The sequence below is a fragment of the Nostoc sp. genome (genome assembly GCF_036917635.1).
GTDB lineage: Bacteria > Cyanobacteriota > Cyanobacteriia > Cyanobacteriales > Nostocaceae > Nostoc.
This window is the reverse complement of the sequence record NZ_JBALCW010000032.1, coordinates 62,334-86,032: the sequence shown is the minus strand read 5'-3', so window position 1 is coordinate 86,032 and position 23,699 is coordinate 62,334. Positions and strand designations below refer to the sequence as shown.

At 40.0% G+C, this 23,699-nt stretch carries 30 protein-coding genes; 21 read left to right on the top strand and 9 right to left on the bottom strand.

Features of this window, described 5'->3' with window-relative positions; genetic code table 11:
* The first annotated feature begins 224 nt into the window (after positions 1-224).
* The gene (ndk, locus tag V7K32_RS09160; RefSeq protein ID WP_229483831.1) at positions 225-674 is read left to right on the top strand and encodes a nucleoside-diphosphate kinase; all 450 of its coding nucleotides are present in this window, start codon (positions 225-227) and stop codon (positions 672-674) included.
* Between the two features lie 218 nt (positions 675-892).
* On the opposite strand, the gene V7K32_RS09155 is transcribed toward ndk, so the two are convergent.
* A complete protein-coding gene (locus V7K32_RS09155) occupies positions 893-1,615 on the bottom strand; it encodes a TerC family protein (protein ID WP_334992330.1) in 723 nt (240 codons plus the stop codon).
* A gap of 351 nt (positions 1,616-1,966) precedes the next feature.
* Here V7K32_RS09155 and V7K32_RS09150 point away from each other — a divergent pair, with 351 nt between their 5' ends.
* From V7K32_RS09150 to V7K32_RS09120, 7 genes are all read left to right on the top strand, one after another.
* The gene (locus tag V7K32_RS09150; protein ID WP_334992328.1) at positions 1,967-2,203 is read left to right on the top strand and encodes a DUF433 domain-containing protein; all 237 of its coding nucleotides are present in this window, start codon (positions 1,967-1,969) and stop codon (positions 2,201-2,203) included.
* Positions 2,200-2,289: a DUF5615 family PIN-like protein gene (locus tag V7K32_RS09145; RefSeq protein ID WP_334992326.1), complete on the top strand. Its 90-nt coding sequence runs from the start codon at positions 2,200-2,202 to the stop codon at positions 2,287-2,289. Before V7K32_RS09150 ends, V7K32_RS09145 begins: the two co-directional genes overlap by 4 nt.
* Before the next feature lie 30 nt (positions 2,290-2,319).
* A complete protein-coding gene (locus V7K32_RS09140) occupies positions 2,320-2,421 on the top strand; it encodes a hypothetical protein (RefSeq protein ID WP_334992472.1) in 102 nt (33 codons plus the stop codon).
* Positions 2,422-2,440: 19 nt separating this feature from the next.
* Positions 2,441-2,791 (top strand): hypothetical protein, encoded by a 351-nt coding sequence (locus V7K32_RS09135; RefSeq protein WP_334992324.1) that lies wholly within the window; start codon positions 2,441-2,443, stop codon positions 2,789-2,791.
* A 313-nt stretch (positions 2,792-3,104) separates the two neighbouring features.
* Entirely contained in the window at positions 3,105-3,281 is a 177-nt protein-coding gene (locus V7K32_RS09130; protein WP_334992322.1) for a DUF6888 family protein, read from the top strand.
* The gene (locus V7K32_RS09125; RefSeq protein ID WP_334992320.1) at positions 3,278-3,547 is read left to right on the top strand and encodes a DUF6887 family protein; all 270 of its coding nucleotides are present in this window, start codon (positions 3,278-3,280) and stop codon (positions 3,545-3,547) included. Before V7K32_RS09130 ends, V7K32_RS09125 begins: the two co-directional genes overlap by 4 nt.
* Positions 3,544-3,795, top strand: a complete 252-nt coding sequence (locus V7K32_RS09120; RefSeq protein ID WP_334992318.1) for a type II toxin-antitoxin system RelE family toxin — start codon at positions 3,544-3,546, stop codon at positions 3,793-3,795. The genes V7K32_RS09125 and V7K32_RS09120 overlap by 4 nt, the downstream gene beginning before the upstream one ends.
* Before the next feature lie 53 nt (positions 3,796-3,848).
* On the opposite strand, the gene V7K32_RS09115 is transcribed toward V7K32_RS09120, so the two are convergent.
* The 4 genes from V7K32_RS09115 to V7K32_RS09100 all read right to left on the bottom strand — a co-directional run bounded on the left by V7K32_RS09115 (position 3,849) and on the right by V7K32_RS09100 (position 6,542).
* Positions 3,849-4,289: a hypothetical protein gene (locus V7K32_RS09115; protein ID WP_334992316.1), complete on the bottom strand. Its 441-nt coding sequence runs from the start codon at positions 4,287-4,289 to the stop codon at positions 3,849-3,851.
* A gap of 67 nt (positions 4,290-4,356) precedes the next feature.
* Positions 4,357-5,046, bottom strand: coding sequence for a hypothetical protein (locus V7K32_RS09110; RefSeq protein WP_334992314.1), 690 nt, complete (start codon positions 5,044-5,046; stop codon positions 4,357-4,359).
* 92 nt (positions 5,047-5,138) lie between these two features.
* Positions 5,139-5,867: a Uma2 family endonuclease gene (locus tag V7K32_RS09105; protein WP_334992312.1), complete on the bottom strand. Its 729-nt coding sequence runs from the start codon at positions 5,865-5,867 to the stop codon at positions 5,139-5,141.
* A 30-nt stretch (positions 5,868-5,897) separates the two neighbouring features.
* Positions 5,898-6,542, bottom strand: coding sequence for a restriction endonuclease subunit R (locus tag V7K32_RS09100; RefSeq protein WP_334992310.1), 645 nt, complete (start codon positions 6,540-6,542; stop codon positions 5,898-5,900).
* Positions 6,543-6,767: 225 nt separating this feature from the next.
* On the opposite strand from V7K32_RS09100, the gene acs reads away from it, so the two are divergent.
* From acs to V7K32_RS09075, 5 genes are all read left to right on the top strand, one after another.
* Positions 6,768-8,741: an acetate--CoA ligase gene (acs, locus tag V7K32_RS09095; protein ID WP_334992308.1), complete on the top strand. Its 1,974-nt coding sequence runs from the start codon at positions 6,768-6,770 to the stop codon at positions 8,739-8,741.
* Positions 8,742-8,867: 126 nt separating this feature from the next.
* Positions 8,868-9,266 (top strand): DUF4365 domain-containing protein, encoded by a 399-nt coding sequence (locus V7K32_RS09090; RefSeq protein ID WP_334992306.1) that lies wholly within the window; start codon positions 8,868-8,870, stop codon positions 9,264-9,266.
* A 91-nt stretch (positions 9,267-9,357) separates the two neighbouring features.
* Positions 9,358-9,840 carry a DUF4365 domain-containing protein gene (locus V7K32_RS09085; protein WP_334992304.1) on the top strand — a complete coding sequence of 161 codons (483 nt, stop codon included), beginning with the start codon at positions 9,358-9,360 and terminating at the stop codon, positions 9,838-9,840.
* Positions 9,841-10,012: 172 nt separating this feature from the next.
* Positions 10,013-10,693 (top strand): tetratricopeptide repeat protein, encoded by a 681-nt coding sequence (locus tag V7K32_RS09080; protein WP_334992302.1) that lies wholly within the window; start codon positions 10,013-10,015, stop codon positions 10,691-10,693.
* A gap of 558 nt (positions 10,694-11,251) precedes the next feature.
* Entirely contained in the window at positions 11,252-11,887 is a 636-nt protein-coding gene (locus tag V7K32_RS09075; protein WP_334992300.1) for a hypothetical protein, read from the top strand.
* Positions 11,888-11,972: 85 nt separating this feature from the next.
* Here V7K32_RS09075 and V7K32_RS09070 read toward each other — a convergent pair whose 3' ends face one another.
* The 3 genes from V7K32_RS09070 to folD all read right to left on the bottom strand — a co-directional run bounded on the left by V7K32_RS09070 (position 11,973) and on the right by folD (position 14,677).
* The gene (locus V7K32_RS09070) at positions 11,973-12,428 is read right to left on the bottom strand and encodes a divergent PAP2 family protein (RefSeq protein ID WP_334992470.1); all 456 of its coding nucleotides are present in this window, start codon (positions 12,426-12,428) and stop codon (positions 11,973-11,975) included.
* 279 nt (positions 12,429-12,707) lie between these two features.
* Entirely contained in the window at positions 12,708-13,640 is a 933-nt protein-coding gene (gene crtE, locus V7K32_RS09065; RefSeq protein WP_334992298.1) for a geranylgeranyl diphosphate synthase CrtE, read from the bottom strand.
* Between the two features lie 161 nt (positions 13,641-13,801).
* On the bottom strand, positions 13,802-14,677 hold the full coding sequence (gene folD, locus V7K32_RS09060; RefSeq protein WP_334992296.1) for a bifunctional methylenetetrahydrofolate dehydrogenase/methenyltetrahydrofolate cyclohydrolase FolD: 876 nt from the start codon (positions 14,675-14,677) through the stop codon (positions 13,802-13,804).
* A gap of 417 nt (positions 14,678-15,094) precedes the next feature.
* On the opposite strand from folD, the gene V7K32_RS09055 reads away from it, so the two are divergent.
* The 3 genes from V7K32_RS09055 to V7K32_RS09045 all read left to right on the top strand — a co-directional run bounded on the left by V7K32_RS09055 (position 15,095) and on the right by V7K32_RS09045 (position 17,631).
* Positions 15,095-15,562, top strand: a complete 468-nt coding sequence (locus tag V7K32_RS09055) for a hypothetical protein (RefSeq protein WP_334992294.1) — start codon at positions 15,095-15,097, stop codon at positions 15,560-15,562.
* Between the two features lie 189 nt (positions 15,563-15,751).
* Positions 15,752-16,189 carry an NUDIX hydrolase gene (locus tag V7K32_RS09050; protein WP_334992292.1) on the top strand — a complete coding sequence of 146 codons (438 nt, stop codon included), beginning with the start codon at positions 15,752-15,754 and terminating at the stop codon, positions 16,187-16,189.
* Between the two features lie 338 nt (positions 16,190-16,527).
* Positions 16,528-17,631, top strand: coding sequence for an AI-2E family transporter (locus V7K32_RS09045; RefSeq protein ID WP_334992290.1), 1,104 nt, complete (start codon positions 16,528-16,530; stop codon positions 17,629-17,631).
* Between the two features lie 113 nt (positions 17,632-17,744).
* On the opposite strand, the gene V7K32_RS09040 is transcribed toward V7K32_RS09045, so the two are convergent.
* Entirely contained in the window at positions 17,745-19,112 is a 1,368-nt protein-coding gene (locus V7K32_RS09040) for a sensor histidine kinase (protein ID WP_334992468.1), read from the bottom strand.
* Between the two features lie 272 nt (positions 19,113-19,384).
* Between V7K32_RS09040 and V7K32_RS09035 the strand changes: the two genes are divergently transcribed.
* The 5 genes from V7K32_RS09035 to V7K32_RS09015 all read left to right on the top strand — a co-directional run bounded on the left by V7K32_RS09035 (position 19,385) and on the right by V7K32_RS09015 (position 23,672).
* Entirely contained in the window at positions 19,385-20,986 is a 1,602-nt protein-coding gene (locus V7K32_RS09035; protein ID WP_334992288.1) for an alkaline phosphatase D family protein, read from the top strand.
* A gap of 189 nt (positions 20,987-21,175) precedes the next feature.
* On the top strand, positions 21,176-21,412 hold the full coding sequence (locus tag V7K32_RS09030) for a type II toxin-antitoxin system HicB family antitoxin (RefSeq protein ID WP_334992286.1): 237 nt from the start codon (positions 21,176-21,178) through the stop codon (positions 21,410-21,412).
* A gap of 130 nt (positions 21,413-21,542) precedes the next feature.
* The gene (locus V7K32_RS09025) at positions 21,543-21,740 is read left to right on the top strand and encodes an AAA family ATPase (RefSeq protein WP_334992466.1); all 198 of its coding nucleotides are present in this window, start codon (positions 21,543-21,545) and stop codon (positions 21,738-21,740) included.
* A 25-nt stretch (positions 21,741-21,765) separates the two neighbouring features.
* Entirely contained in the window at positions 21,766-22,965 is a 1,200-nt protein-coding gene (locus V7K32_RS09020; RefSeq protein WP_334992285.1) for an AAA family ATPase, read from the top strand.
* Positions 22,965-23,672 (top strand): DUF4276 family protein, encoded by a 708-nt coding sequence (locus V7K32_RS09015; RefSeq protein ID WP_334992283.1) that lies wholly within the window; start codon positions 22,965-22,967, stop codon positions 23,670-23,672. Before V7K32_RS09020 ends, V7K32_RS09015 begins: the two co-directional genes overlap by 1 nt.
* The last annotated feature ends 27 nt before the right edge of the window (positions 23,673-23,699 follow it).

Sequence of the window (23,699 nt, the reverse complement as noted above, 5' to 3'; positions counted from 1 at the left end):
TGTTTTTCGCCCACGACTTAACAATTTAACGCATTCATTTGGGAACGTATATGCACCTAAGGATAATTTCTGAGATAAACTCTGATTGGTCAGCCCCTTTGGGGAAGTCAAAAGTCAAAAGTCATTGGTCATTAGTGGAAAACCCTTGGACTCAAGACAGAGGACGACAATTGACTTTTGACTTTTGACAAAATAAAAAATTCATTAAGTTTTTGGAGATAGCTTTGGAACGCACATTTTTAGCAATTAAGCCAGATGGAGTACAACGGGGATTAGTGGGGGAAATTATCCGTCGCTTTGAAACTAAAGGTTTTACCCTGGTTGGTTTAAAGTTCCTGAAAGTCAGTCGGGAATTAGCCCAACAACACTATGATGTTCACCGAGAACGTCCCTTTTTTGCTGGTCTAGTCGAATTTATCACTTCTAGCCCAGTGGTGGCGATGGTATGGGAAGGTGATGGTGTTGTTGCATCTGCCAGAAAGATTATTGGTGCAACGAACCCCTTAACATCAGAACCAGGAACGATTCGCGGTGATTTTGGCATAAATATTGGTCGCAACTTAATCCACGGTTCTGATGCTCCAGAAACCGCGCAAAAGGAAATTGCCCTATGGTTTAAGGATGAAGAATTAGTAAATTGGCAACCACACTTAACACCTTGGTTGCACGAATAACGAAAGTTAGGAGTTAAAAGTGAGGAGTTAGGAGTTAAAAATTCATAACTAACGTCGTGTGCAACTTGTACTCAAACCTAACCCCCTAGCCCCCTTCCCTCATAGGGAAGGGGGAAAAATCAAAGCCTCTCTCCTTTTAGGAGAGAGGTTTGGAGAGAGGTCAGAATATTAAGTTGCACATTGCGTTAACTAATAACTCCAAACTCCTCACTCCTAACTTACTTAGAGACTTCGCTCTTTTCCGGCTCTACTTCGGTCAATTCTGTGCCAACACGCTTGGAAAATCCCCAGCCTAAAATCAGGAAGATCGCAGCAATCATGATCCATTCTGGTGGAACTAAACTATCGTTTACCACTTTCAACAACAAGCGCAAGCCTACCAACGCTACCGTTACATAGCCTGCGTCTTCTAGGTTTTCATATTCGTCTAGCCAACGGATAAATAATCCCGCCATGAATCGCAGCGTGATAATACCAATTGTTGCACCCGTCAGTACTAGCCATTTTTCTTGAGAAACTGCGATCGCAGTTGTCACGCTATCCAAAGAAAATGCCAAATCTGTAAATGCAATCACGGGTATCGCTTGCAACAATGATTTAAAACGCGGCCCGTGATGGTGATCGTCTTCACTTTGCCCTGAGCTAAAGTGTTGAAATACCAACCACAGCAGGTAAGCAGCGCCCAATAATTCAAATTGCCAGAATTGTTGCACCCAAGTGGCAGTGAGAATCAGGCTGATTCGCAGCACATAAGCAACGACTAAACCAAAGTTGAGGGCTTTACGCTCCAGTTCCTTGTCTTCCAACCCCTTTGCGATCGCAGCCAGGGCGATCGCATTGTCGGCAGATAACAGCGCCTCTAAAAGCACCAGGATCGACAGAACTATAAGGGCTTCAAGGCTGAAATGAAAGTCGAGGTAATCAAAAATTTGGTCTAGCATTCCGGGTTTCTCAAGCAGAAAAAATTAAAATTTGACAAGATCAGAGATTTGCATATTAAAAAGCGCAATAAATTGCCACTCTGATCCAGCTTAACGTGGTTGTGGTGGATTTTGAAGGGGGTTGAATGGATGCGATCGCAGTGCGAGTGGGGTAATTTTCGTATAAGTCAATACACCCAAGGTTTTAACATTTAGTGAATGCGATCGCAATGGACTCTAGTCAGTTCGCATCTAAAATTAGAAGATGAGAACAAAAATATGGTAACTGGGTCAAAAAAACAAAGCTTTGAGAAAGACTCAGGCGCTATAAGCTCAATTAGGTGAACGTAACTTTTTTGGATTACTGACAGCATGGAAGACACACTTCTACAACGTATAACTCATAACCCGGATATCTGCCACGGCAAACCTTGTATTCGAGGACTTCGTTATCCAGTTGAGTTTATTTTGGAACTGCTCAGTTCTGGTATGAGTAATGAAGAAATATTGAAAGATTATGACGATTTAGAATCTGAAGATATTTTGGCTGTCTTGTTGTTTGCGGCTCGATTGTGCCAAGTCAAAACCATTCATCAAATTGCCTCATGAAATTTCTTGTCGATGCTCAGTTGCCAGTTCGTCTTGCTCGTTTTCTCAAAACTTCAGGTTATGACACAATCCACACCAGAGACTGACCTGGAGAAAATGCAACACCAGATAATGAGATTAATGCCATATCAATTCAAGAAAATTGGATTTTAATTACTAAAGATGTAGATTTTGTCAACTATTTGTTAACATTCAGCAACCTTATAAACAACTTTTAATTACGACAAAGAGAACATAATGTCTAAACCAAACCCTAACTTTCATACCGTCAACAAAAATGGAACTATTATCTTACACTCTAACCACTTAGGTGATGTTGTAGAAGTTCATATAGACAAAGTAAAACGTAGGTTTTACGGTATTCGAGAAGACGGTACTGTAATAGAAGATAGCGCTGATTATGGAAATGATTTTAAACAACCTGTGATGATCTATAAAATCTACTATTCCTTTGAAAAGGATGCTTGGGGAATGAATTATATAACTAAAGATAACAACGAACATAAGTGGATAGATGGTTTTAATACAGCTAGAGAAGCTTGGTTATATAGAGAAGTATTAATTGCTGAAGGTATAGCTATAAGATAGATAACTGTATGATTAAAACAAGCTTGCTATATATTCATCCAGGTCACTGCCCTTAACCTACCAACTTCTACCAATCATTTTAGCTTTTAGCGTCCCCTCATTGAGGGCGTTAGTACCCACTGCTTCCGAAGAACTACTTTAACCAGGATGAGCGATGCTTTTAGAGAAGACCAAAAACTAAATTCTCCATTACAAAGATAGGGTGTGTTAGCCCATAAATACGGCAGGATTCCTATTTAATAGAGGCTGCGTTAATGACGCACCCTGAAAATTGGAGATTTTTTACTAGTATTTGATTTGCTAATGATGCTGAATGAAACCAACAAATGAACAAGCAATTGAATTATTTAAGGTGTGTCAAGATTTAACTCAGATGTACCTACCAATTTACTTAGTAAGATTAGATGAACGGACGACACGCATTTACGTTCTGGCTCGACAAAGCTTTGAAGTAGAAATATTGCCAAATGGGAGGGTAATATATTTATGACTAGGAAAAATTTTCAAGGGATGACTAAACAAGAGTTAAGAGCTTATGTGTTGCAACATCGAGACGATCAAGAAGCTTTTCATGCATTAACGGACAAACTTAGAGAAAAACCAGGGATTGAAATTACCTCAACAGAGCAGATGCATGAGCTAATTGAAGCAAGGTTAGATGAGGCTGATGTAAGAGATGCTTATACAACATTAGAAGAAATTGCAGCGACGGGGATAATACCCTTTGAACACATTAAAAGGGAGCTAGGGATATGAGCTATCAAATAGCATTAACACCTTCATCTGTCCAGAAAATTACAGAATTAGACTCAGTGGTACAGCGACGACTAGCACAAAAGTTAGAGGAACTAGCGTTAAATCCACGTCCAGAAGACGCTCATCCATTGAAGGACACCGAACGGCTGTATAAGGTTCGTTTGGGTGAATACCGCATTATTTACCAGATTCAAGAACAACCCTTACTAGTAACAGTGGTAAAGATTGCACATCTAAAAGATTATTAAAATTTGTTTGAAAAAGCGATCGCCTATATGCCACCCAATCGCAACTAAAAATTTCACAAAATCTCTGCTAACTCTACCACCAAAGTATCTGCTAAATCCAGTAACCTGATATCATCTGTATCAATACTATTTCCTTCACCAGCTAACAGATTTTTTACCGCAGATAACCTGTCATTAGGTTCAAAAATTCTCCAAGATTCTTCTAAGTTTACTGCAAAATCAAATAGCGATCGCTCTCCTAAATGCTCTCTTACTTTCACAGCTACACTATCATTACTTACCAAAAACTCCTTAATAGTATCTAATTGAAAATTACCTAATATTTCGTCATTTCCCCACGTTTCTAGCCAGTCTCCCTCCACATCTTCAACGTAAATATTGACAAAATCAACCCCATAAGTTAGCCAGTTCTGCTGCATTTGTCGCGCTGTTGCTAAAGCTTCAGCAAATGTATCTACTTGATTGTTGCAGTGAGTTTCTCTTTTATTAGCCATAAAAGCTCTAATTAGCACGTAAGTATATAGGCTAGACACAAATCTGAAATATCAAATTCCTGAAAAGTCACGAAAATTTTAAATATTTGCCACCAGAAAGGTAATCACTGTTATACAGGGCCACGTTGACTAACTGGTTGACAAAATTAGCATCCTTGGGATTGTAACTTAAGAACAGTCCCCTCTCGATTTCCCACGATCGCAGTGTATTTTGCCAAGCTTCGTACTTTTGCTGATTGAGTTCTTCACTAACACTGGTAATTTGAATGCACAGTGGTTGATTGTTACGACTAACAATTAAATCTGTTGCCATTGAAAGGTCGGCTATATAACGCTGCCAAAAACTACCTTCTCGCTGAACAATATCTTGGGCTATTGATTTAATAATATCATCATCTACCTGATTAAATTCGCCTGCCATCAATTTTTGTTTCCAAATATAAAACTTGGAGTCACTTGCATTAAACCATCTGGGAAATAGATAACCATACCAATATCTCTCAATCGGCGTCATCAGCTGGAACTTTGCTTTTTGTTCTTCTTCTGAAGGTAAGGATTTGATTATCAGCCAAATTGTCGAATCAGTAATTACCTCTAGCAGAAAGGCAAGTACAAAGGGTTTTGCAGTCAGGGAACCTGGTTTGGTGTCTTTTATCCAACGATTGATTTCATCTAATCTTCTCGCTAAATTATAATCTATCGAGGAGGCTTGGAGGGTAAGGGACTTTAGCTGATCCTTAATTTCTTTTGCTTGCAAACGATGCCCTACTTTCAGAAGATTACGCTTTTTTTACACACTGATAACTAGATTTTAACTTGAAAGTGTCTTTAATTAATTTCCTGATGTCATCAAATATTCTCTAGGTCGATGCCTTGTTTACGTAAAACCTCCCGCAGTCGAGCAATTTCTTGCTCTGCTCGTTGGGCGCGTTCTTCTGCCTGCTCGGCACGTAAACGTTCTTGTTGGGCCAATTCTTCTGATGATAGTATCAATTCATTTTCAGTAGTGAAGAATCTTAATTTACCTTCATAAACTCTCAAATAAAGTTCTAACTGCTGACTCCACAAACGGCCATCAGTAGTTACTTGGATTTCTTGATACTTCCCATCAACTAAATGAAACCCTTGAAGTTCCATTGTCACAGGGTCAAACCAGAAATAATCTGGTGTACGGAAGGTATCTTGGTAAATTTGTTTTTTTAAACCTTTATCAACTGCTGTCGTTGAACTTGACAAAATTTCCACAATCACATTGGGATATTTCCCGTCTTCTTGCCAAACTACCCAACTCTTACGGTCTTTTTTCTCGGTTCCCAAAACTACAAAAAAGTCTGGGCCACGGAAATGTTCTGATTTTTTCTGGTTAGGACTGTAATAAATCGTTAAATTGCCAGAAGCATAGAAATCTTGCCTTTCTCGCCACCATAATTTAAGGATGCGAATTAGCAAATCGATTTGTTCTCGGTGCAAGTCACTTTCCAAGGGTGGTTCGTCACTCAGTATATCGCCAGGAGGAAAAATAACTTCGTCTTCTGAAATAATATCAGAAATGATTTCTAGAGTAGCAGGTTCAGACATCAGCGATCGCCCCGCAATTATAGGTTAATTTTACTGAAAATTCGGTAACTTGCAGATGCTTTTAAGAACTTGTAACAACTTAATTGCACCGGGAGATTCATTCAGATTTAATAATGGCATTAGCTGATAATTTGGCTGTTCGTCATGTCTTAAATAAACAAATTGATAACGTAGTCCGTTAGTTACTAAGCCCCAAACTGATGGTTGTTGATATAAACTTTTAAAAGCATAAGTGAGTAATTGAGGTAAACCCTCACCCACTTCAACCGCACTATTTTTCGTTTCAATTACTAGAACCAAAAAAGGCGGCGCAATATTACTTTGAGGACTGTTGATTGCTAAAATATCCATCCGTCCGGTAATTCTTCTGTCTTCATCTTCGATAGCGATCGCAATGCTATCTTCCATTGTCAACCGAATCGGCACATCGTAAAATCCAGCTAACCGCATTAAAGGTGCGATCGTTAAGAATTTAACTAAACCTTCAGAAATTTTCCGATCGCTTAAATAGCGACGGAAGTCATTTCTGATTCGCAATAAATCCTGCTGTTCAAACTCAGAGAGTGGTTCTAGAGTTAAAAAGTCTGCGAATGAACCATTGGAAAGTTCTTCTAGTTTGAGAAAGCGATGAACGTCATTGAGAGATAGGCTGCTGGCTTCGACGGTGAGGGGCATAGTTTCAGGCTTTGTTTGTCAAGATTACTTACATTTTGCAACATTTCCGGTAGATAGGTCGCAAAACGTCTTTACTTTTCTTGATCGCTTGCTTTCGGTAGATGAAAATCAATGTAAACTAAATAACTCGGCAATTTCTACCTAGCTTAACGAAAATCTAAACATCGTCTAGCACAACTAAGCTAAAAATAGTTTTTAGTATCAATACCGTTTGTAAATGTAACCATGTCTCAACCAACCATAGAATCAATCCTAAAAGAGAATCGCCTCTTTCATCCAGCTTCGGAATTCTCGCAAAAAGCCCATATCAAAAGCTTGGAAGACTATCAGCGTCTCTACGATAAAGCAAAAGCCGATCCGCAGCAATTTTGGGCAGATTTAGCTGTAACAGAATTAGAATGGTTCCAAAAATGGGATACAGTATTAGACTGGCAACCACCTTTTGCTAAATGGTTTGTTGGTGGTAAAATTAACATTTCTTACAATTGTCTTGACAGACATCTCACAACCTGGCGCAAAAATAAAGCAGCATTGATTTGGGAAGGAGAACCAGGTGATTCGCGTACCCTCACATACTCCCAACTGCACCGGGAAGTTTGCCAGTTTGCTAATGTATTGAAGCAACTGGGTGTACAAAAAGGCGATCGCGTTGGTATATATATGCCGATGATTCCCGAAGCTGCTATCGCTATGTTAGCTTGTGCGAGAATTGGCGCACCTCATAGTGTGGTATTTGGTGGTTTTAGTGCCGAAGCTTTGCGCGATCGCTTAATTGATGTTCAAGCTAAACTGGTAATCACGGCTGATGGTGGTTGGCGCAAAGATGCGATCGTTCCCCTCAAAGAACAGGTAGATAAAGCCTTAGCTGATGGTGCTGTTCCTAGTGTAGAAAATGTCCTCGTTGTCAAACGCACCGGACAAGAAACTTATATGCAGTTGGGCGGACGGGATCATTGGTGGCATGATTTACAAAAGGGTGTATCAGCAGATTGTCTTCCAGAACCGATGGATAGCGAAGATATGCTCTTTGTCCTCTACACTTCTGGCAGCACGGGCAAACCGAAGGGCGTAGTGCATACAACTGCTGGTTATAATTTGTATACCCATATTACCACCAAGTGGATATTTGACCTGCAAGACACAGATGTATATTGGTGTACCGCCGATGTCGGTTGGATTACGGGACACAGCTACATCGTCTACGGCCCCCTTTCCAACGGTGCAACAACCCTGATGTATGAAGGTGCGCCCCGTGCTTCTAATCCTGGTTGTACATGGGATATAATTGAAAAATACGGCGTTAATATTTTTTATACTGCACCTACAGCAATTCGGGCATTTATTAAGATCGGTGAACAACATCCGAATGCGCGAAACTTATCTTCATTGCGTTTGTTGGGAACCGTTGGCGAACCGATTAACCCCGAAGCTTGGATGTGGTATCACAAAGTAATTGGTGGCGATCGCTGTCCAATTGTTGATACTTGGTGGCAAACGGAAACAGGCGGTATCATGATTACACCGCTACCAGGAGCAATCCCCACTAAACCGGGTTCTGCAACTTTTCCCTTCCCTGGAATTATCGCAGATGTCGTAGATTTAGAAGGAAACACCGTACCCAATAACGAAGGCGGTTATCTAGCAGTACGCCATCCGTGGCCAGGAATGATGCGGACAGTTTACGGCGATCCAGAACGCTTCCGCCGCACTTACTGGGAACACATTCCCCCCAAAGATGGTAACTATACTTACTTTGCTGGAGATGGTGCTAGAGTTGATGAAGATGGCTACTTCTGGGTGATGGGTCGTGTAGATGACGTACTGAATGTATCAGGGCATCGACTTGGTACAATGGAAGTAGAATCAGCCTTAGTTTCGCATCCAGCAGTTGCAGAAGCAGCAGTAGTTGGTAAACCTGATGAACTTAAGGGTGAAGAAGTAGTTGCTTTTGTGACATTAGAAGGCACTTATCAGCCAAGTGAAGAACTGAGTAAAGAACTCAAACTGCACGTTGTCAAAGAAATTGGTGCGATCGCCCGTCCGGGAGAAATTCGCTTTACAGACGCTTTGCCGAAAACGCGATCGGGTAAGATTATGCGGCGCTTGCTGCGGAATTTAGCCGCCGGACAAGAGGTATCTGGGGATACTTCGACATTGGAAGATAGAAGCGTGTTAGATAAATTGCGAGAAGGGACGTAAGTAATTCAAATTTATCAAAATCTGAGTCTGTTAACCACAAACGAACACAAAGCAATTCTTAATAATGTAGGGTAGGCAAAACAGCCTGCCCTTTGCTAAACAGGCTCAATTAAAATAGGTCTATAAATGAGTGATGCACTAGGGCAAAGAGGCGAAGCAATTTTTACAGTATTAATGACCGAATTTCACTCTCATGCTGGCCCTATTTTCAAGCCGCAGTTTTTAGGAGACAAATGGCAATATGTTGATTTTATTGTAGAGTTGGTAGGGTCTGGTAAATCTGTTCCTTATTTTTTTGTGCAAGTGAAAACAACAAGAAAAGGTTACACTAAAAAATATAACCGTTTGAATGTGAAAGTGCTAAAAGAAAATGTAATTGGTTTAGCATCTTATCCAGCACCAACTTATATAGTAGGTATTGATGAAATTCAAGAGGTAGGTTACATGGTTTCTGCAAATGGTGAAAGTCTTAAGTCTATGTCAAGCCTTTCTACTCAATTTAAAATTATCAAACAAAATAGATAACTGCTATGGCAGGAAGTTGATGATTTTTGGAGCAGATACCATACTAATCACTTAGTTTCCAAATTTGCCGATCAAGACTGGAGATAAAACAATGAAAACCACAGCACCTTGGTATATTGGAAGACGGGCAGAATCTCTTGCCATTGTTTACTTAACTCGTCGTGATGACTTGATTATTTCTCAGCCAACACCAAAACCAAATCAAGAATTAGACTTTTTAATCACAATTACCAAAGATGGAGTTTATACTGGAAGACTCTTTGGCATTGAAGTAAAAGCAATAGATTCTACATCGAATTTAAACAAGCATAATGATATTTTAAAGTTAGACAAAAATAGGTTAAATATAGTACAAAAATTCCAAGATTTACCATTCCCAGTTTGCCTATTTTTCTTTATTTTAGAGAACGATAAAGGTTATTATAAATGGATTTTAGAACCTAAAATAAATGGACAAAAGCAAGTTAGCTTGAACTTTAACGAAGATGAGGAACTGAAAAAACTTGATGACAAAGAAATAGCTAATATTATTTCAAGTGTAAATAGTTGGTATGACCAGAGAAATAATACATGAACATGTACATACCAATTTATTCTTATAAAACAAATAGGCGCGATCGCCTGCCCCTAAAATTTTAATGACACCGTGCCGTCAGTATATTGACACACTTTTTAGGGCATTGCAGACTTACTAATGCCTCTTCAGATTATTATAAGAATAGAACATTATTGAGGCATTCAGGGCGATGAAGGTAAAGCGCAAACTGAAATCAGCATTTGTTCAATCTTTTAGCGGCATGACGCTGAGTATTATCACTGTAATTAGTTTATCACCATTAGCGTTAGCGGTTCCTGCAACAGTTTCTTTGCATTCTCCTGGACAGTCGGTTGAGAGACAACCACAAAAACTAGCACAGTTTTCAGACACAGGACCATCACAGAGGGAGCAGATGCTGCAACAAGCCAATGCTTTATTTAATCAGGGAGAGTTGACAGGCGCAGAGGAAAATTTACGCAAATTCGTTAAACAATTCCCAGACGATGCCTTCGGACACTTTCAACTAGGAAATGTGCTTTTTCGGCAAAAGAAACCAGAAGAAGCAATTAGTTCTTATCAAAAAGCCATTCGCCTCCAGCCAAAATATGCTCTAGCTTACAATGCGATCGGTATGGTTTACGCAAGCCAAAGTCGCTGGGAAGAAGCCATTACTCAATATAAAAAAGCTCTAAAAATTAATCCTAATTATGGCGAGGGGCTGACTAATTTTGCACTGGCATTATGGCAAACAAATAAAAAAGATGAGGCGCTATCTTCTTTAGAAAAAGCTTTAAAAATTTTCAAAGAACAGAATAGAGTTGAAAAAGCTAACCAAGTCGAACAAATTTTGCGAGAGATAAAAACGGCTGACGATCCTAGTGTTTCATGAAAATCATATTAAAGAAGTCGTTTCCCTGAAGTACAGTTTTGTAACGAAGAGTGCTGTTGTGGGGACGGTTTTGGTCCACAAAACTTCGGGGGATTTAGCGCTGCATAGCGGTCTTGGTGTGGAACCCAAGAGAAGCAACTTTGTAAGACAGACCCCGTCCACATACTTACGGCTTCTTTTGTAGCCGGGGACAAAAAAGCGCCGAAGTTTGTTAATCAGTGAATAAAAGCCTTTTTCTCTAGGGTAGTGACATTAACTACGGTTTTTATACCAAAAAACAGTAATTTTTTTTCCATAAATCTACCACAAATTATCTCAAGAAGCAAATTTACCATATCCTCACCAAAAATACCAACAGCCGCACCAATTGCCCAGTCGCAAAACGTTTACCAAGCGATGGTCAATCAATTACTGGTCATTCAATTATTAAATAGAGACAAGTGCTATATTATTTTGGGGAAACAAAATATTTTTTTATAAAATCTTCTAAGACACCTTAATTTACATAATCTAACTTTTGTGCATAGATTTCAGATACCAAGTGTTTTAAGATTAGCGATGTCTACGACGATCTTCGCTTACGCAGGGTTGATTTGTGGCATGAGTTCTGTCTTTGCCCAACAAGCCGTTTCCCCTTGTCAACCACCAACTCCGGGTGAGTATCTTTTATTAGTAGTCAGTCCCACGGCAGATAATCAAAAGCAGTTGCGTAGTGCCTTACCGCCGGAACTGAAGACGATTAACTGCAAATATCTTAACGAAACTGTGACGCGGATAGGGGGCTTTAACAAAATTGATGATGCCAATCGATGGGCAAGGTATGTTAGCAATATTGTTGGGTTGTCTGCCATCATCACCACTCGACCAACAACGCCAGATGTGCAGCCACAGCAACAGGCACCAATACAGCAACCTCAGCAGACAGTTAACTATAATCCTCAAGCATTAGGAGAAGGTTATGCAGTGCTGGTAGATTATTACAACCGTCCAGAACTAGTAAATAGTGTGCAACAAATAGTGGGAGGTAACGTAGGTTTTGTTTCTTATGGACAACGCCCTTACTTGTTGGCAGTTTATACTACCAACCAAACTGAAGCATACAACACCTTGCAGAAGCTGAACAATGGCGGTTTTGTTGCCACCATAGTTGATAGTCGTAAGGTAATTCTGCTGCGCTCAACTGTACGGTTGTAGTCATTAGTCATTAGTCATTAGTCATTAGTCATTAGTCATTAGTCATTCGTTAATAAACTGTAGACTGAATCCTTACGACTATTGACTAATAAGCAGACCTAGCTAACCAATATATGGTTATGCCCAAAGCCGAGCCAGCTATTACCTGAACTGGTGTATGTCCGAGTAATTCCTTCAGACGGTCTTGGCTAAAGTCTGGTTTTTCATGAAATAATTCATCAATCATTTGATTGAGGATACGAGCTTGCTTACCAGCCGCTTGGCGAACTCCGGCTGCATCATACATGACGATGATGGCAAAAACTATCGCAACGGCAAAATCAGGAGATGCCCAACCGAGTGTTTGCCCGACACCAGCAGCAAGAGCTGTAACTAAAGCTGAATGGGCGCTGGGCATACCTCCGGTTGTCACCAAAACACGCACATTCAATTTGCGATTTTTGACGACCTCGACTACGAGCTTTAGGGCTTGAGCAATTAAACAAGCTATCAGAGCAACCAGCAGCACCCGGTTGTCTAAAATGTTGCCTATGTCCTGCATGGTATTTTGGTTAGGTTGGTAGATATTAGCAGCAGTTGTTGGTTGAGGAAACATTTAGATTCAACCCAAAATCCAAAATTAACCTAGTACATCACGGTGGAAACTGACCAACTATAAATCAAATTCACCCAAAAGCTTACTTAGTAAACTTTTTGGATTTTGATATGAGTGAATTTTGAATTTCGCTAGACGGTGTAGTATAGCATGGCGTGAATCAACCACCCATTCCAAATCAATGAAAGCTTACGAATTACGAATTACGAATTAGCCAAAGCGTTACTAGTTATTGCGGCTGATGATAAAATGAGCGATCGCTTGGAGTGATTTGGCTCTCTCTCCAAATGGTTCTAATTCCGCACAAGCTGCTTTAACTAGCTCTTGGGCTTTTGAGCGAGATTCTTCAAGTCCCCAAAGGCTAGGATAGGTCACTTTCTGCGCTTTTTGGTCTTTACCCGCAGTTTTACCTAATTGCTCTTGGGTAGAAGTGATATCCAAAATATCATCTATGATTTGGAATGCTAGCCCAATATTTTGAGCATAACGGGTCAGTCGCTGCACATCTTCAGGTGATGCCCCAGCTATGATCCCGCCACAGACTACGCAAGCTTCCAAAAGGGCGGCTGTTTTGTGTTGATGAATGAAATTTAGGGTTTCTAGGGAAATATCTGATTTACCTTCCGACTCTAAATCGACAACTTGACCGCCGACCAAACCAGCTGCCCCCAGCGCCCGACCAAGACGGGCAATAACCTGCAAGACTAGCTCTCTGTTAACGCTTTGGGGGGTTTCAATGGCAACAAATTCAAAAGCCAAAGCCAACAAGCCATCCCCAGCCAAAATCGCCACATCTTCGCCATAGACTTTATGATTCGTCAGCTTCCCACGACGGTAATCGTCATTATCCATCGCCGGTAGGTCGTCATGAATCAAGGACATTGTATGAATCATCTCCACAGCACAAGCCGTTGGCATGGCCATTTCGATGGTTCCACCCATCATTTCACAGGTAGCAAGGCAAAGAATGGGACGTATACGCTTGCCTCCAGCTAATAACGAGTAGCGCATCGCCTCATAAATCTTTTCTGGATAAATGATGGGGATAGCCCGATCTAAAGCAGTATCACAAAGCTTTTGCCGCTCTTTCAGATAAGCTGCTAAGTTAAACGTGGCTTCCTCTGGTGGTGTCTTTTGAACGTTATCAGTTGCTACCATTCTTAAATTCCTGACATTTTGGGATTTTTGTCTTATACGTCACAATTTTAAGGTGCTGTGGCGCTGAAAAAATGAAGAATTAGGAGTTAGGGGTTTGGAGTTTGGGGTTTGGATTAATAATTCTTAACTTTTAACTCATCACTTCTCATTCCTCACTTTTCTTATCTTGCCACCTTGGAATAGCTGGCAAATGTATTTTGCAACAATATGGCGACAGTCATAGGGCCAACACCACCAGGAACGGGGGTGATAAATTCTGCTACAGCAGCTGTTGATTCAAAGTGGACATCGCCAATTAAGCGACTTTTGCCATTAGCATCGGTGACGCGATTCATTCCCACATCTACCACAACAGCGCCCGGTTTTACCATATCAGCAGAGATCAGTCCGGGACGACCTACTGCTGCAATTAGAATATCAGCATTTTGGGTGATGCTTTTGAGGTCATGCGATCGCGAGTGAGCGATCGTGACTGTAGCATCAGCTTCTAGTAGCATCAGTGCCATTGGTTTACCCACCAAAATACTGCGTCCCACCACTACTGCCTGTTTTCCCTGCAAGGCAATCTCATATTCTTCTAAAAGCCGCATCACACCAGCAGGAGTGCAGCTGCGTAAACCGCTTTCTCCCCGGACTAGTCGCCCCAAGTTAACTGGGTGCAGTCCATCAGCATCCTTATCGGGATCAATTTGATGTAGCAAAGCCACAGCATCCAAGTGGTTAGGTAAGGGCAGCTGCACAAGAATGCCATCCACCCGTTCATCGTGGTTTAGTGCAGCTATTACCTCTTCTAACTCCTCAAAGGTAGTTTGGTCTGGAAAATGCTGACCAAAAGAGGCGATCCCAACTTTCGTGCAAGCTTTTTCTTTATTACGAACATAAGCAGATGAGGCTGGATTATCGCCAACCATCAGCACTGCTAAACCAGGCGATCGCCCAATTTTGGGTTGTAATTGTGTAATGGCAACAGAAAGTTCTTGCTGAATTTTTGCCGCTATTGCTTTCCCATCAAGGAGTTTGGCAGTTTTTTTTTCCATGAGAATTCCCAGCTATATTCGCCTTTTGTCAAAACACTTGCAACAAGTTTTTCCCTCTGCCCCTTAATTGATGTCGTAGCGTTTTTTTCACAGTGAATCCATAATCTTTATTTTCTCAGATCAATGGCGTTATCTGAAGAATAAAGAAATAAACCACGTCTATCTTGAAACCTCTAGTTCTTCCATGATCAAAAGGATTTGCCCTCATCCCCCAACCCCGAATCCCTCTCTCTGGGATTCGGGGAGCCAGAATTTCAAACTCCCTCTCCCAGAGAGAGGGAGAGGGATTTAGGGAGAGGGTGAAAACTACGGTTCTCAACTAAGATTTGGTTTAACAAGGAAATTCAGAAGATTTTTTACTCAGTTGAGAGTGTGTTTCTGAAAGTGCAGAGAATAGTATAGATGGGAACAGACCTGATGAAACTGGCGACACAAGCAGTGAAGCAAAAATTTGCTCAATCGGTGGCTTTCATGCAACAAACGAGAATGCCCCTTTCATTCTTGTACGGATACAATATTGTTCCTTACCGCCTGGGGTTGATTTTTATATTCGTGGTGGGACTTTCTAGTTGTGGTATTTTAACGTCGTCTGGCTTGAATGGGACTAATTTTACAATTGGTAGCAATGTCACCTCAATTCGAGAAATTAAACCAGAACAAGACAATAAGGCTACAGTTTACATCCAAGGCAAGGTTGAACATAAAGCTCCTTTGATGAAGCAATGGGCTTATCAAATTAGTGACTCAACTGGCAAAATTTGGGTTGTCACCAATCAAAAAAATCTGGCTGAGGAGGCACAAGTGGTGATTAAGGGTAAAGTTCGCTACCGAAGTATCCCTTTAGCTGGTAAAGAATTGGGGGAAGTTTATCTAGAAGAAGAGTAAGTCGGTGCGAATAAATTGAACTATGTTAATTAATGTAAAAATATTGTCATAGATTTTGTAGTAAGGACTTTAGTGCTTACCCAACGGCAAAGTTAGTCGCTCATGGGGGTTTCCCCCATGAGCGCGCTAACTTACTACAAACCTTTAATTATTTACGCCGTTTTACTTAATTAGCAATTAAACTAACACATGAACAATCAACCGATACATGTAGCGATCGCAATTCTCTACCAAAAAAACAAGTTTCTCATGCAATTGCGAGACAACATCCCCGGTATTCTCTACCCTGGTTACTGGGGGCTATTTGGCGGTCATATCGAACCTGGGGAAACGCCAGAGGTAGCAGTGAAGCGCGAAATTTTAGAAGAAATCGGCTATACCTTACCACCCTTTGTTGAATTCGGCTGTTATCCTGACGAAAGAGTTGTTCGTCATGTTTTTCATGCACCACTCTCAGTGGAATTAAATCAACTGGTTTTGAATGAAGGCTGGGATATGGGATTATTGACCCCAGAAAATATTCACCAAGGTAACTGTTATTCGCAAAACGCTGGTGAAGTGCGACCTTTGGGGAATATGCATCAAAAAATTATGTTGGATTTTATTCAGACAAACCAACAAACCTAGTGCCGCAAGGCAAAAGTCACGCATTCACGCATTCAAAAGTATTATGGAATAAGCTCTTTAGGGATTTTAAATGGTTGCTCTATTTCCGCCGACCTATACTAGTTTATCCCTGCTTGCGTATATTGTAATTGCAGTACTATCTCCTAAATGGTTAAGTAAGTGGGTGAAATTAAATATAAAACCTCACCCTGAATCCGGCTGACCCCGACAATATTAAGGAGAGGGATTGAGGGTGAGGTTTGATATAGATATTTAATTACGCCTACCAACTTATATACTTTTTCATGAATCAAAATCAAAGCCGAAATAAAGTTATAACTCTTGTGGAGTAATCACTAATGCAATCAGTAAACAAACTACCGCGATGGTTAACCATAGGATTGGCATTTCCGATTATTATTCTCAACGGCTGGCTATTGCTCCAGGTTGTCCAGTATTTTCAACCCTTAGTCAGCGTTATCGCCGCCGCCATCCTGCTAGCTTTTGTCTTGAACTATCCAATCCAGTTTCTCCAAGAACAAGGGGTAAAACCCAACGTGGCGATCGCTGGAGTGTTACTTTTGACTGTAGTGCTTTTAGTGGCTTTAGGCATCACCTTGGTTCCCCGGATTATCCAACAACTCGTTGAGCTAGCTAATATATTGCCCAGTTGGATTGATTCTGGTACTCAACAGTTGCAAACTTTCCAAGATTGGGCGTTAAATCAACAACAACTTCCGATTAATTTAAGTGGTTTATTTACCCAAGTTCTTGAGCGATTATCTAACCAGCTTCAGTCCTTCACTGGTAGAATTCTTGGTTTTGCTGTCGATACTATTGGTATTGTGCTGAACGTGCTGCTGGCGGTAGTGCTGACTATCTACCTAATATTGAACGGTGAACGTCTTTGGGACGGAATTTTTCAGTGGTTTCCCCCTCATATTGGGTTAAGAGTCCGAGAATTACTGCGAGAGGATTTCCACAATTACTTCATCGGTCAAGCAACATTAGGAGCTGTGTTAGGAGTAACAATTACACTGGCATTTTTGGCGCTGCAAGTTCCCTTGGCTCTACTTTTTGGTCTTGGTATTGGTTTATTTTCTCTTTTCCCCTTTGGTACAGGAGTAGGTATCGCTATAGTAAGTTTGTTGGTGGCGCTGCAAAATTTTTGGTTAGGAGTTGAAGTATTAGGTGTAGCTGTTGCGATAGATCAAGTTAATTCTAATTTTATAGCACCGAGAATTCTCGGCAATTTGACTGGACTAAATCCTGTGTGGGTAGTAATTTCTTTGCTGTTGGGAGCAAAGTTGGGAGGAGTGCTGGGTTTGTTAATTGCAATTCCTATTGCCAGTTTTATCAAGGATATAACAGATAGCTGGCGGGCTGGAGAGTTTAACAAAATACATGATATCGTGTCAGAACCTATAAAGATTACAAGTGAAACAGCAGGAACTTATAGTTAAAATTCAATATCTAAATTAAGGGAAATGGACAATATTGACTATTTATCAAAATGTCTCTTGTTTGCTTATTGCTTGTTTTTTACTCTCAAGTTTTACGTTAAGCCTTCCTGATGTTAAGAATTAAGTTGAGCGGGAATTTTAATAATGAACTCAGTCCCTTCGCCAAAAGCAGATATGCATTGCAGTTGACCCCCGTGTTTTTCTACAACAATTTGATAGCTGATAGATAAACCTAATCCAGTTCCTTGTCCAACAGGTTTAGTGGTGAAAAAGGGGTCAAACAATCGATTTTGATAACTCTCTGGAATTCCAGACCCATTATCGCAAATGCGAATTATTACTTGCTTGTCATCAGTAAGTTCAGTCCGAATACAAATTTTTGCTTTATCCCTTACCGATGACGAATGAGTAATAACTAATGACTCTTCTATAGCGTCAATAGCATTCGCCAATATATTCATAAATACCTGATTGAGTAACCCAGCGTAGCAATCAACTTTGGGAAGCTCACCGTATTCCTTAATTATGTTTATGCTTTCACCTAATTCGTCGAGACGACTTTGTAAAATTACCAGTGTGCTATCAATACCTTCATGAATATCAACTAATTTTTTATCAGATTCATCGAGACGAGAAAAATTTCTTAAGGAAAGAATGATTTCCTTGATTCGCTTGGCACCAACCTTCATAGAGTTAAGAAGACGGGGGAGATCAGTACTTAAAAAGTCTAGGTCAATTTGTGCGATCGCAGTTTTAATTTCCGGTTTTGGTTCAGGATAACATTGTTGGTACAATCTAATAATATTGAGTAAATTTTGGCTGTATTCAATGGCGTGGACAATGTTACCAGCAATAAAGTTGACGGGATTATTGATTTCGTGTGCAATACCAGCAACGAGTTGTCCTAAAGCAGCCATTTTTTCATTCTGGATTAACTGCGTATAGTTCTGTTGAAGATTGCGAAAGCCTGCTTTAGCGACTCTAGATTGTTCCTCTACCTGCTGTAGTTCAACAAGTGTTAAAATATGAATTTGGGAGTAAGCTAAAAGTAATTGATGAAAATCGACGAGCTTATATTTTCCAGACGTAGTTTTAACTAAAATTGGCTCATAAGCAATTTCAGGTGGTTGTTGCAAAGTTGCCTGAGTAGCATTGACAATGAGCATATCTTCAGAAAGTGTTAATACCTCTTGTTGAAAAAACTTGTAAAGAGTTTTAATCGGTCTTGTAGAAAATAGTGCCAGACTATAGGTTTGGCTCATATACTCAAAAAATTTTCGCCGCGAAATCATCCCTACATACTGTTGATTATTATTTAGAATAATTCCTGGTAATAAAGGCTCTTGCTTAAAGAGCATAGCCAAATCATTGCCAAGACACTCTACTTCGATGTGAACCTGCCAAAACGGTAATTCTTGCAAAGTTGACTTTAATCGCAATTTCGACTCACTAGCATTTGTCACACCATCCATAGCCAGCATACTCTCAAGTCTTGACTGCTGAGGTAATATTTCTGGTAACATCCTGAATATCCGTCTCTATAATTTTAAAGTTTTCAATCGTTATAAACTTATCTTTCCCAGATTGCTACCCAAAATTCACAAGATAGATGTATGGATAAAATTTATATTAATTTTTATTACGAAAAAGGGTTTTTTATTAACCATTGGATAACCCAATCTTTACTTGTTGGCATAACAGAATGTGCTAAAAAATTATCTTGTAATACTTTTTAAGCTTGCCATTATTTATCATGGAATCTAATCGGCCATCGCAACTAAACCGCCGCCAGTTTTTGTTCCGTTCAACTATCACAGCAGGTGGAATTATTGCCACAAATCTTGTATCCAAATCACAAGTTTTTGCCCAAGCGCCTGCCATTATCACCTCAGACAAAATGCGTCCTACTATACCTTATGGTGTAGCTAGCGGAGATATTTCTAACGATCGCATTGTTATTTGGAGTCGTAGCGATCGCCCCGCCAAAATGATTGTAGAATATTCTACCAGCGAATCTTTTAAAAATGTGCAGCGAGTTGTAGGCCCCAATGCTTTAAAAAATAGCGACTTTACAGCACGACTTTATTTAACGAACCTGCCACCAGACCAACAATTATTTTATCGGGTAATCTTCCAAGATTTAAATTATCAAGGCACTTACAGCGCTCCTGTCAAAGGCACTTTCCGAACTCCCCCCAAATCTGAGCGAGATGTATTCTTTGTGTGGGGTGGTGACACCGCCGGTCAGGGATGGGGGATTAATCCTGATTTCGGTGGGATGAAAATTTACGAAACTATGCGCCAACTTCATCCCGACTTTTTTATTCATTCTGGCGATAATATTTACGCCGATGGGCCGATTCAATCAGAAGTAACTTTAGACGACGGTACTCTTTGGAAAAACATCACCACACCAGAAAAATCCAAAGTAGCAGAAACTCTCACAGAATTTCGTGGTAACTATATCTACAATTTACTCGATAAAAACATCAAGGGTTTCAACGCTGAAGTTCCAATCTTGGCCCAGTGGGATGACCACGAAACAAGGAACAATTGGTATCCTGGGCAAATTATCCTGAACGATGACCGCTACACAGTTAAGGATGTTAACTTGCTATCAGAAAGGGCAAGGCAAGCATTTTTAGAATATCTACCGATTGGGTATGAAACAAACGATCCAGATAAAACGAAAATTTATCGCTCCTTTAACTATGGCCCATTATTAGACATTTTCATGCTAGATGAGCGCACTTACCGGGGGCCAAACTCTCCCAATAATCAGCCAGTACCAAGTAAAAAAACAGACTTTTTGAGCAAAAAACAAGTGGAATGGTTGAAAGGGCAATTGCTGTCATCAAAAGCAACATGGAAAGTGATTGCAAGTGATATGCCTTTGGGACTGATAGTTAAAGACGGTAGCACTGATTTTGAAGCTTGGGCTAATGGAGATGGCCCAGCTTTAGGAAGAGAATTAGAACTTGCCGATTTACTACGATTTATCAAAAATAAAAATATCCAAAATGTTGTTTGGTTAACTGCTGATGTACATTATGCAGCAGCCCACTATTACAACCCCGCCAAAGCACAGTTTACCGACTTTAAGCCTTTTTGGGAGTTCGTCGCCGGGCCTCTTAACTCTGGCACATTTGGCCCCAATCAATTAGAAAATACCTTTGGCCCACAATTGGTATTTCAAAGTCTTCCACCAGGTACGAAAGCAAATCGTCCCCCAAGTGAAGGTTTGCAATTCTTTGGAGGAGTTAAAATTAATGGAAATACAAAAGTGATGACGGTAACACTGCGTAACTTGGTAGGAAAAATTGTTTACAGTGTAGATTTACCGCCAGAAAAATAAATCCTCAAAAACTTAGCGAAATATAGCCAGTTAGATAGAGTAATTACGCAATTTTTTACTTTTTCCGCTGGCTTTGTTGTTTTTGGTAAGACGTTAAATGATGAAAAACTTGTGCGATGCCTGCGGCGGGCTTTGCCTACGCTAGTGTTAGGAGCTAAATTTAGATAGATACTGGATTTTTTAATTGCTATGCTGGCAAGCTATATTGACCAAGCAATGGTACTAGCGCTTTATGAGATCAGTGAAGATGATCAAACTTATTGGGGCGAAATTCCAAGCTTACAAGGAGTTTGGGTAAATCATCAAACTCTAGAAGGATGTAGGTGGAAATTAAGAGAAGCTTTAAGTGATTGGTTAGCGCTACGGTTACATTTAGGGTTAACCATTCCTGTAAATGCTGGTATCATTAGTGAATTGAAAGTTTAAATTTAAACGCATAGGCGCTTCGCCTTCCCTCAGGGTAGGAATGCAGAGTTGAGCGCAGATGATGGCAGAGTTTTTATATTAAGTCTGTCGAAATAGGAAAAGTAAATTTTTAGCATTTTTGGAGTTGATCGTGCTTAAGCAACTCATCCTAGAAAATCGGAAAAGTTTCCGTTATGCAGAGCTTCCACTTGACTCGTTCACTGTTCTGATTGGGGCAAATGCGAGTGGTAAATCTAATGTGGTTCAAACTTCTAACATCATGTTATCATTGGATATTATGGAATTTGTTTGCATAGTTACTAGCATCTATGACATTAATAAAATATAGATAATTAACTAAATAGGAAAATTGAATGGAAGGTAAAAGATTTATCCGCACTCTGCGATTAGAAAACTTTCTTTCCTATGGAAGTGAAGGTGAAGAAATTGAACTGCAACCGCTCAATGTCTTAATTGGTGCTAACACTTCAGGTAAATCGAATTTAATTGAAGCAATTGGAATTTTAAAAGCAACACCGACAGACTTACCCGCCCCATTTAGGCAAGGGGGAGGCATTAGCGAATTTTTGTGGAAGGGTGGACAAGAAAATCCAGTAGCCAAAATAGAAGCTACTTTAAATTATCCTCAAAGATCCCAAAATTTGCGCTATTATGTGAATTTGACTTCAATTGTTCAAAGACTAGAGTTAGTGGACGAAGCTGTAGAAAATGAACAAAGATATACAGGTGAAGGAGATGTCTATTTTTACTATCGTTACCAAAAGGGTCGTCCAGTTTTAAATATCAACAAAATGGAGAATAATGGAGAACCATTAAAACGCTCTCTTCGCCGAGAAGATTTGATTCCCGATCAGTCTGTTTTATCTCAAAGAAAAGATCCAGATTTGTATCCAGAACTCTCTTATCTAAGCACAGAATTTTCCAATATTGCTTTATATCGTCACTGGCAAATGGGGCGATATTCAGAAGCAATAAATGCTCAAAAAACTGACTTACCCCAACATCCTTTACTAGAAGATGGGAGTAATTTAGGTTTATTTTTAAATGATTTACAATACAAAATAGGTAGAAGAAAACTTATTGAAAAGCTGAAAAGATTTTATGATCCAGTAGAGGATCTGGATGTAAGAATATATGGTGGTACAGTACAGATATTTATTCGTGAAGAAGGACTTATTCAACCAATTTCTGCAAATCGTTTATCTGACGGGACACTTCGTTACTTATTTTTAATGGCTTTACTGCTTGACCCAACTCCACCACCACTTATTTGTCTTGAAGAACCAGAGATTGGTTTACATCCAGATATTCTATCCACAATTGCAGAAATGCTAATCGACGCATCACAGAGAACACAATTAATAGTTACAACTCATTCTGATGCTTTAGTTTCTGCTTTGAGTGAATATCCCGAATCAGTAATAGTTTGTGAACGAGATAAAAAAGGTAGCCACCTCCATCGTCAGGAACCTGAGAGATTAAAAAAATGGTTGGAAAAGTATACCCTTGGTGATCTCTGGCGGATGGGGCAAATTGGTGGAAATCGTTGGTAATGAACATATACATTTACATTGAGGGAGCTGGAGATGAAGATGATATTGAACAGCTACCTAGACAACGCCCTGGCTTCCGTAGTGGGATTAGAAGTGGAAAAGAAACCACAACTGGACTACGCCAAGGTTTTATAAAATTTTTTCAAAATCTATATGATATTGCTGGTGAAAACATTAAAATATTTATCGTTATGTGTGGCTCACGGAGTGATGCTTATGAAAATTTTAAAATAGCTTTAGAGTCTCAGCCAGAAGCTTTCAATGTTTTATTAATTGATGCTGAATCTCCAGTTTATTCCACTGTTACACCTTGGGAACATTTAAGAAATAGAACAGAGGATCACCCTTGGATTTTAGATGCAGTCAATTTTGAAGATGATTGGTGTCACCTAATGGTGCAAACGATGGAAGCATGGTTTATTGCTGATATTGATGCTTTAAGAGAGTTTTATGGTAAAGGATTGAGGGAAAATATAATCCTTCAGGGAATGGCACGAAATCGTAGCGTAGAAACAATTTCTAAAGCTACTCTAAAAGTATGGCTTGAGGCAGCCACTCGCCGTACCGAGAAGAAAAAATACCATAAAACAAGACACGCTCCGAAGCTTTTAGCGTTGTTGAATGTAGCTAGGGTTTGTCAAGCTTCGACATACTGCGATCGCCTCTTCACCACTTTAACAGCAAGAATGGCTACATCAGCAAGCTAATATAACGAAGGGTAAAATATCCTTGAG

Bases quoted from the DNA above. Each gene is read 5' to 3' on its own strand.
- acs (WP_334992308.1), top strand. From the start codon at position 6,768: ATGTCTCAACCAACCATAGAATCAATCCTAAAAGAGAATCGCCTCTTT.
- V7K32_RS09105 (WP_334992312.1), bottom strand. From the start codon at position 5,867: ATGTCTGAACCTGCTACTCTAGAAATCATTTCTGATATTATTTCAGAA.
- V7K32_RS09145 (WP_334992326.1), top strand. From the start codon at position 2,200: ATGAAATTTCTTGTCGATGCTCAGTTGCCAGTTCGTCTTGCTCGTTTT.
- V7K32_RS09040 (WP_334992468.1), bottom strand. From the start codon at position 19,112: ATGCTGGCTATGGATGGTGTGACAAATGCTAGTGAGTCGAAATTGCGA.
- V7K32_RS09045 (WP_334992290.1), top strand. From the start codon at position 16,528: ATGCAATCAGTAAACAAACTACCGCGATGGTTAACCATAGGATTGGCA.
- V7K32_RS09090 (WP_334992306.1), top strand. From the start codon at position 8,868: ATGAGTGATGCACTAGGGCAAAGAGGCGAAGCAATTTTTACAGTATTA.
- V7K32_RS09030 (WP_334992286.1), top strand. From the start codon at position 21,176: ATGCTGGCAAGCTATATTGACCAAGCAATGGTACTAGCGCTTTATGAG.
- folD (WP_334992296.1), bottom strand. From the start codon at position 14,677: ATGGAAAAAAAAACTGCCAAACTCCTTGATGGGAAAGCAATAGCGGCA.
- V7K32_RS09100 (WP_334992310.1), bottom strand. From the start codon at position 6,542: ATGCCCCTCACCGTCGAAGCCAGCAGCCTATCTCTCAATGACGTTCAT.
- V7K32_RS09115 (WP_334992316.1), bottom strand. From the start codon at position 4,289: ATGGCTAATAAAAGAGAAACTCACTGCAACAATCAAGTAGATACATTT.
- V7K32_RS09015 (WP_334992283.1), top strand. From the start codon at position 22,965: ATGAACATATACATTTACATTGAGGGAGCTGGAGATGAAGATGATATT.
- V7K32_RS09080 (WP_334992302.1), top strand. From the start codon at position 10,013: ATGAAGGTAAAGCGCAAACTGAAATCAGCATTTGTTCAATCTTTTAGC.
- V7K32_RS09035 (WP_334992288.1), top strand. From the start codon at position 19,385: ATGGAATCTAATCGGCCATCGCAACTAAACCGCCGCCAGTTTTTGTTC.
- V7K32_RS09085 (WP_334992304.1), top strand. From the start codon at position 9,358: ATGAAAACCACAGCACCTTGGTATATTGGAAGACGGGCAGAATCTCTT.
- V7K32_RS09070 (WP_334992470.1), bottom strand. From the start codon at position 12,428: ATGCAGGACATAGGCAACATTTTAGACAACCGGGTGCTGCTGGTTGCT.
- V7K32_RS09120 (WP_334992318.1), top strand. From the start codon at position 3,544: ATGAGCTATCAAATAGCATTAACACCTTCATCTGTCCAGAAAATTACA.
- V7K32_RS09135 (WP_334992324.1), top strand. From the start codon at position 2,441: ATGTCTAAACCAAACCCTAACTTTCATACCGTCAACAAAAATGGAACT.
- V7K32_RS09125 (WP_334992320.1), top strand. From the start codon at position 3,278: ATGACTAGGAAAAATTTTCAAGGGATGACTAAACAAGAGTTAAGAGCT.
- V7K32_RS09150 (WP_334992328.1), top strand. From the start codon at position 1,967: ATGGAAGACACACTTCTACAACGTATAACTCATAACCCGGATATCTGC.
- V7K32_RS09155 (WP_334992330.1), bottom strand. From the start codon at position 1,615: ATGCTAGACCAAATTTTTGATTACCTCGACTTTCATTTCAGCCTTGAA.
- V7K32_RS09130 (WP_334992322.1), top strand. From the start codon at position 3,105: ATGAAACCAACAAATGAACAAGCAATTGAATTATTTAAGGTGTGTCAA.
- V7K32_RS09055 (WP_334992294.1), top strand. From the start codon at position 15,095: ATGAAACTGGCGACACAAGCAGTGAAGCAAAAATTTGCTCAATCGGTG.
- crtE (WP_334992298.1), bottom strand. From the start codon at position 13,640: ATGGTAGCAACTGATAACGTTCAAAAGACACCACCAGAGGAAGCCACG.
- V7K32_RS09075 (WP_334992300.1), top strand. From the start codon at position 11,252: ATGTCTACGACGATCTTCGCTTACGCAGGGTTGATTTGTGGCATGAGT.
- V7K32_RS09050 (WP_334992292.1), top strand. From the start codon at position 15,752: ATGAACAATCAACCGATACATGTAGCGATCGCAATTCTCTACCAAAAA.
- V7K32_RS09020 (WP_334992285.1), top strand. From the start codon at position 21,766: ATGGAAGGTAAAAGATTTATCCGCACTCTGCGATTAGAAAACTTTCTT.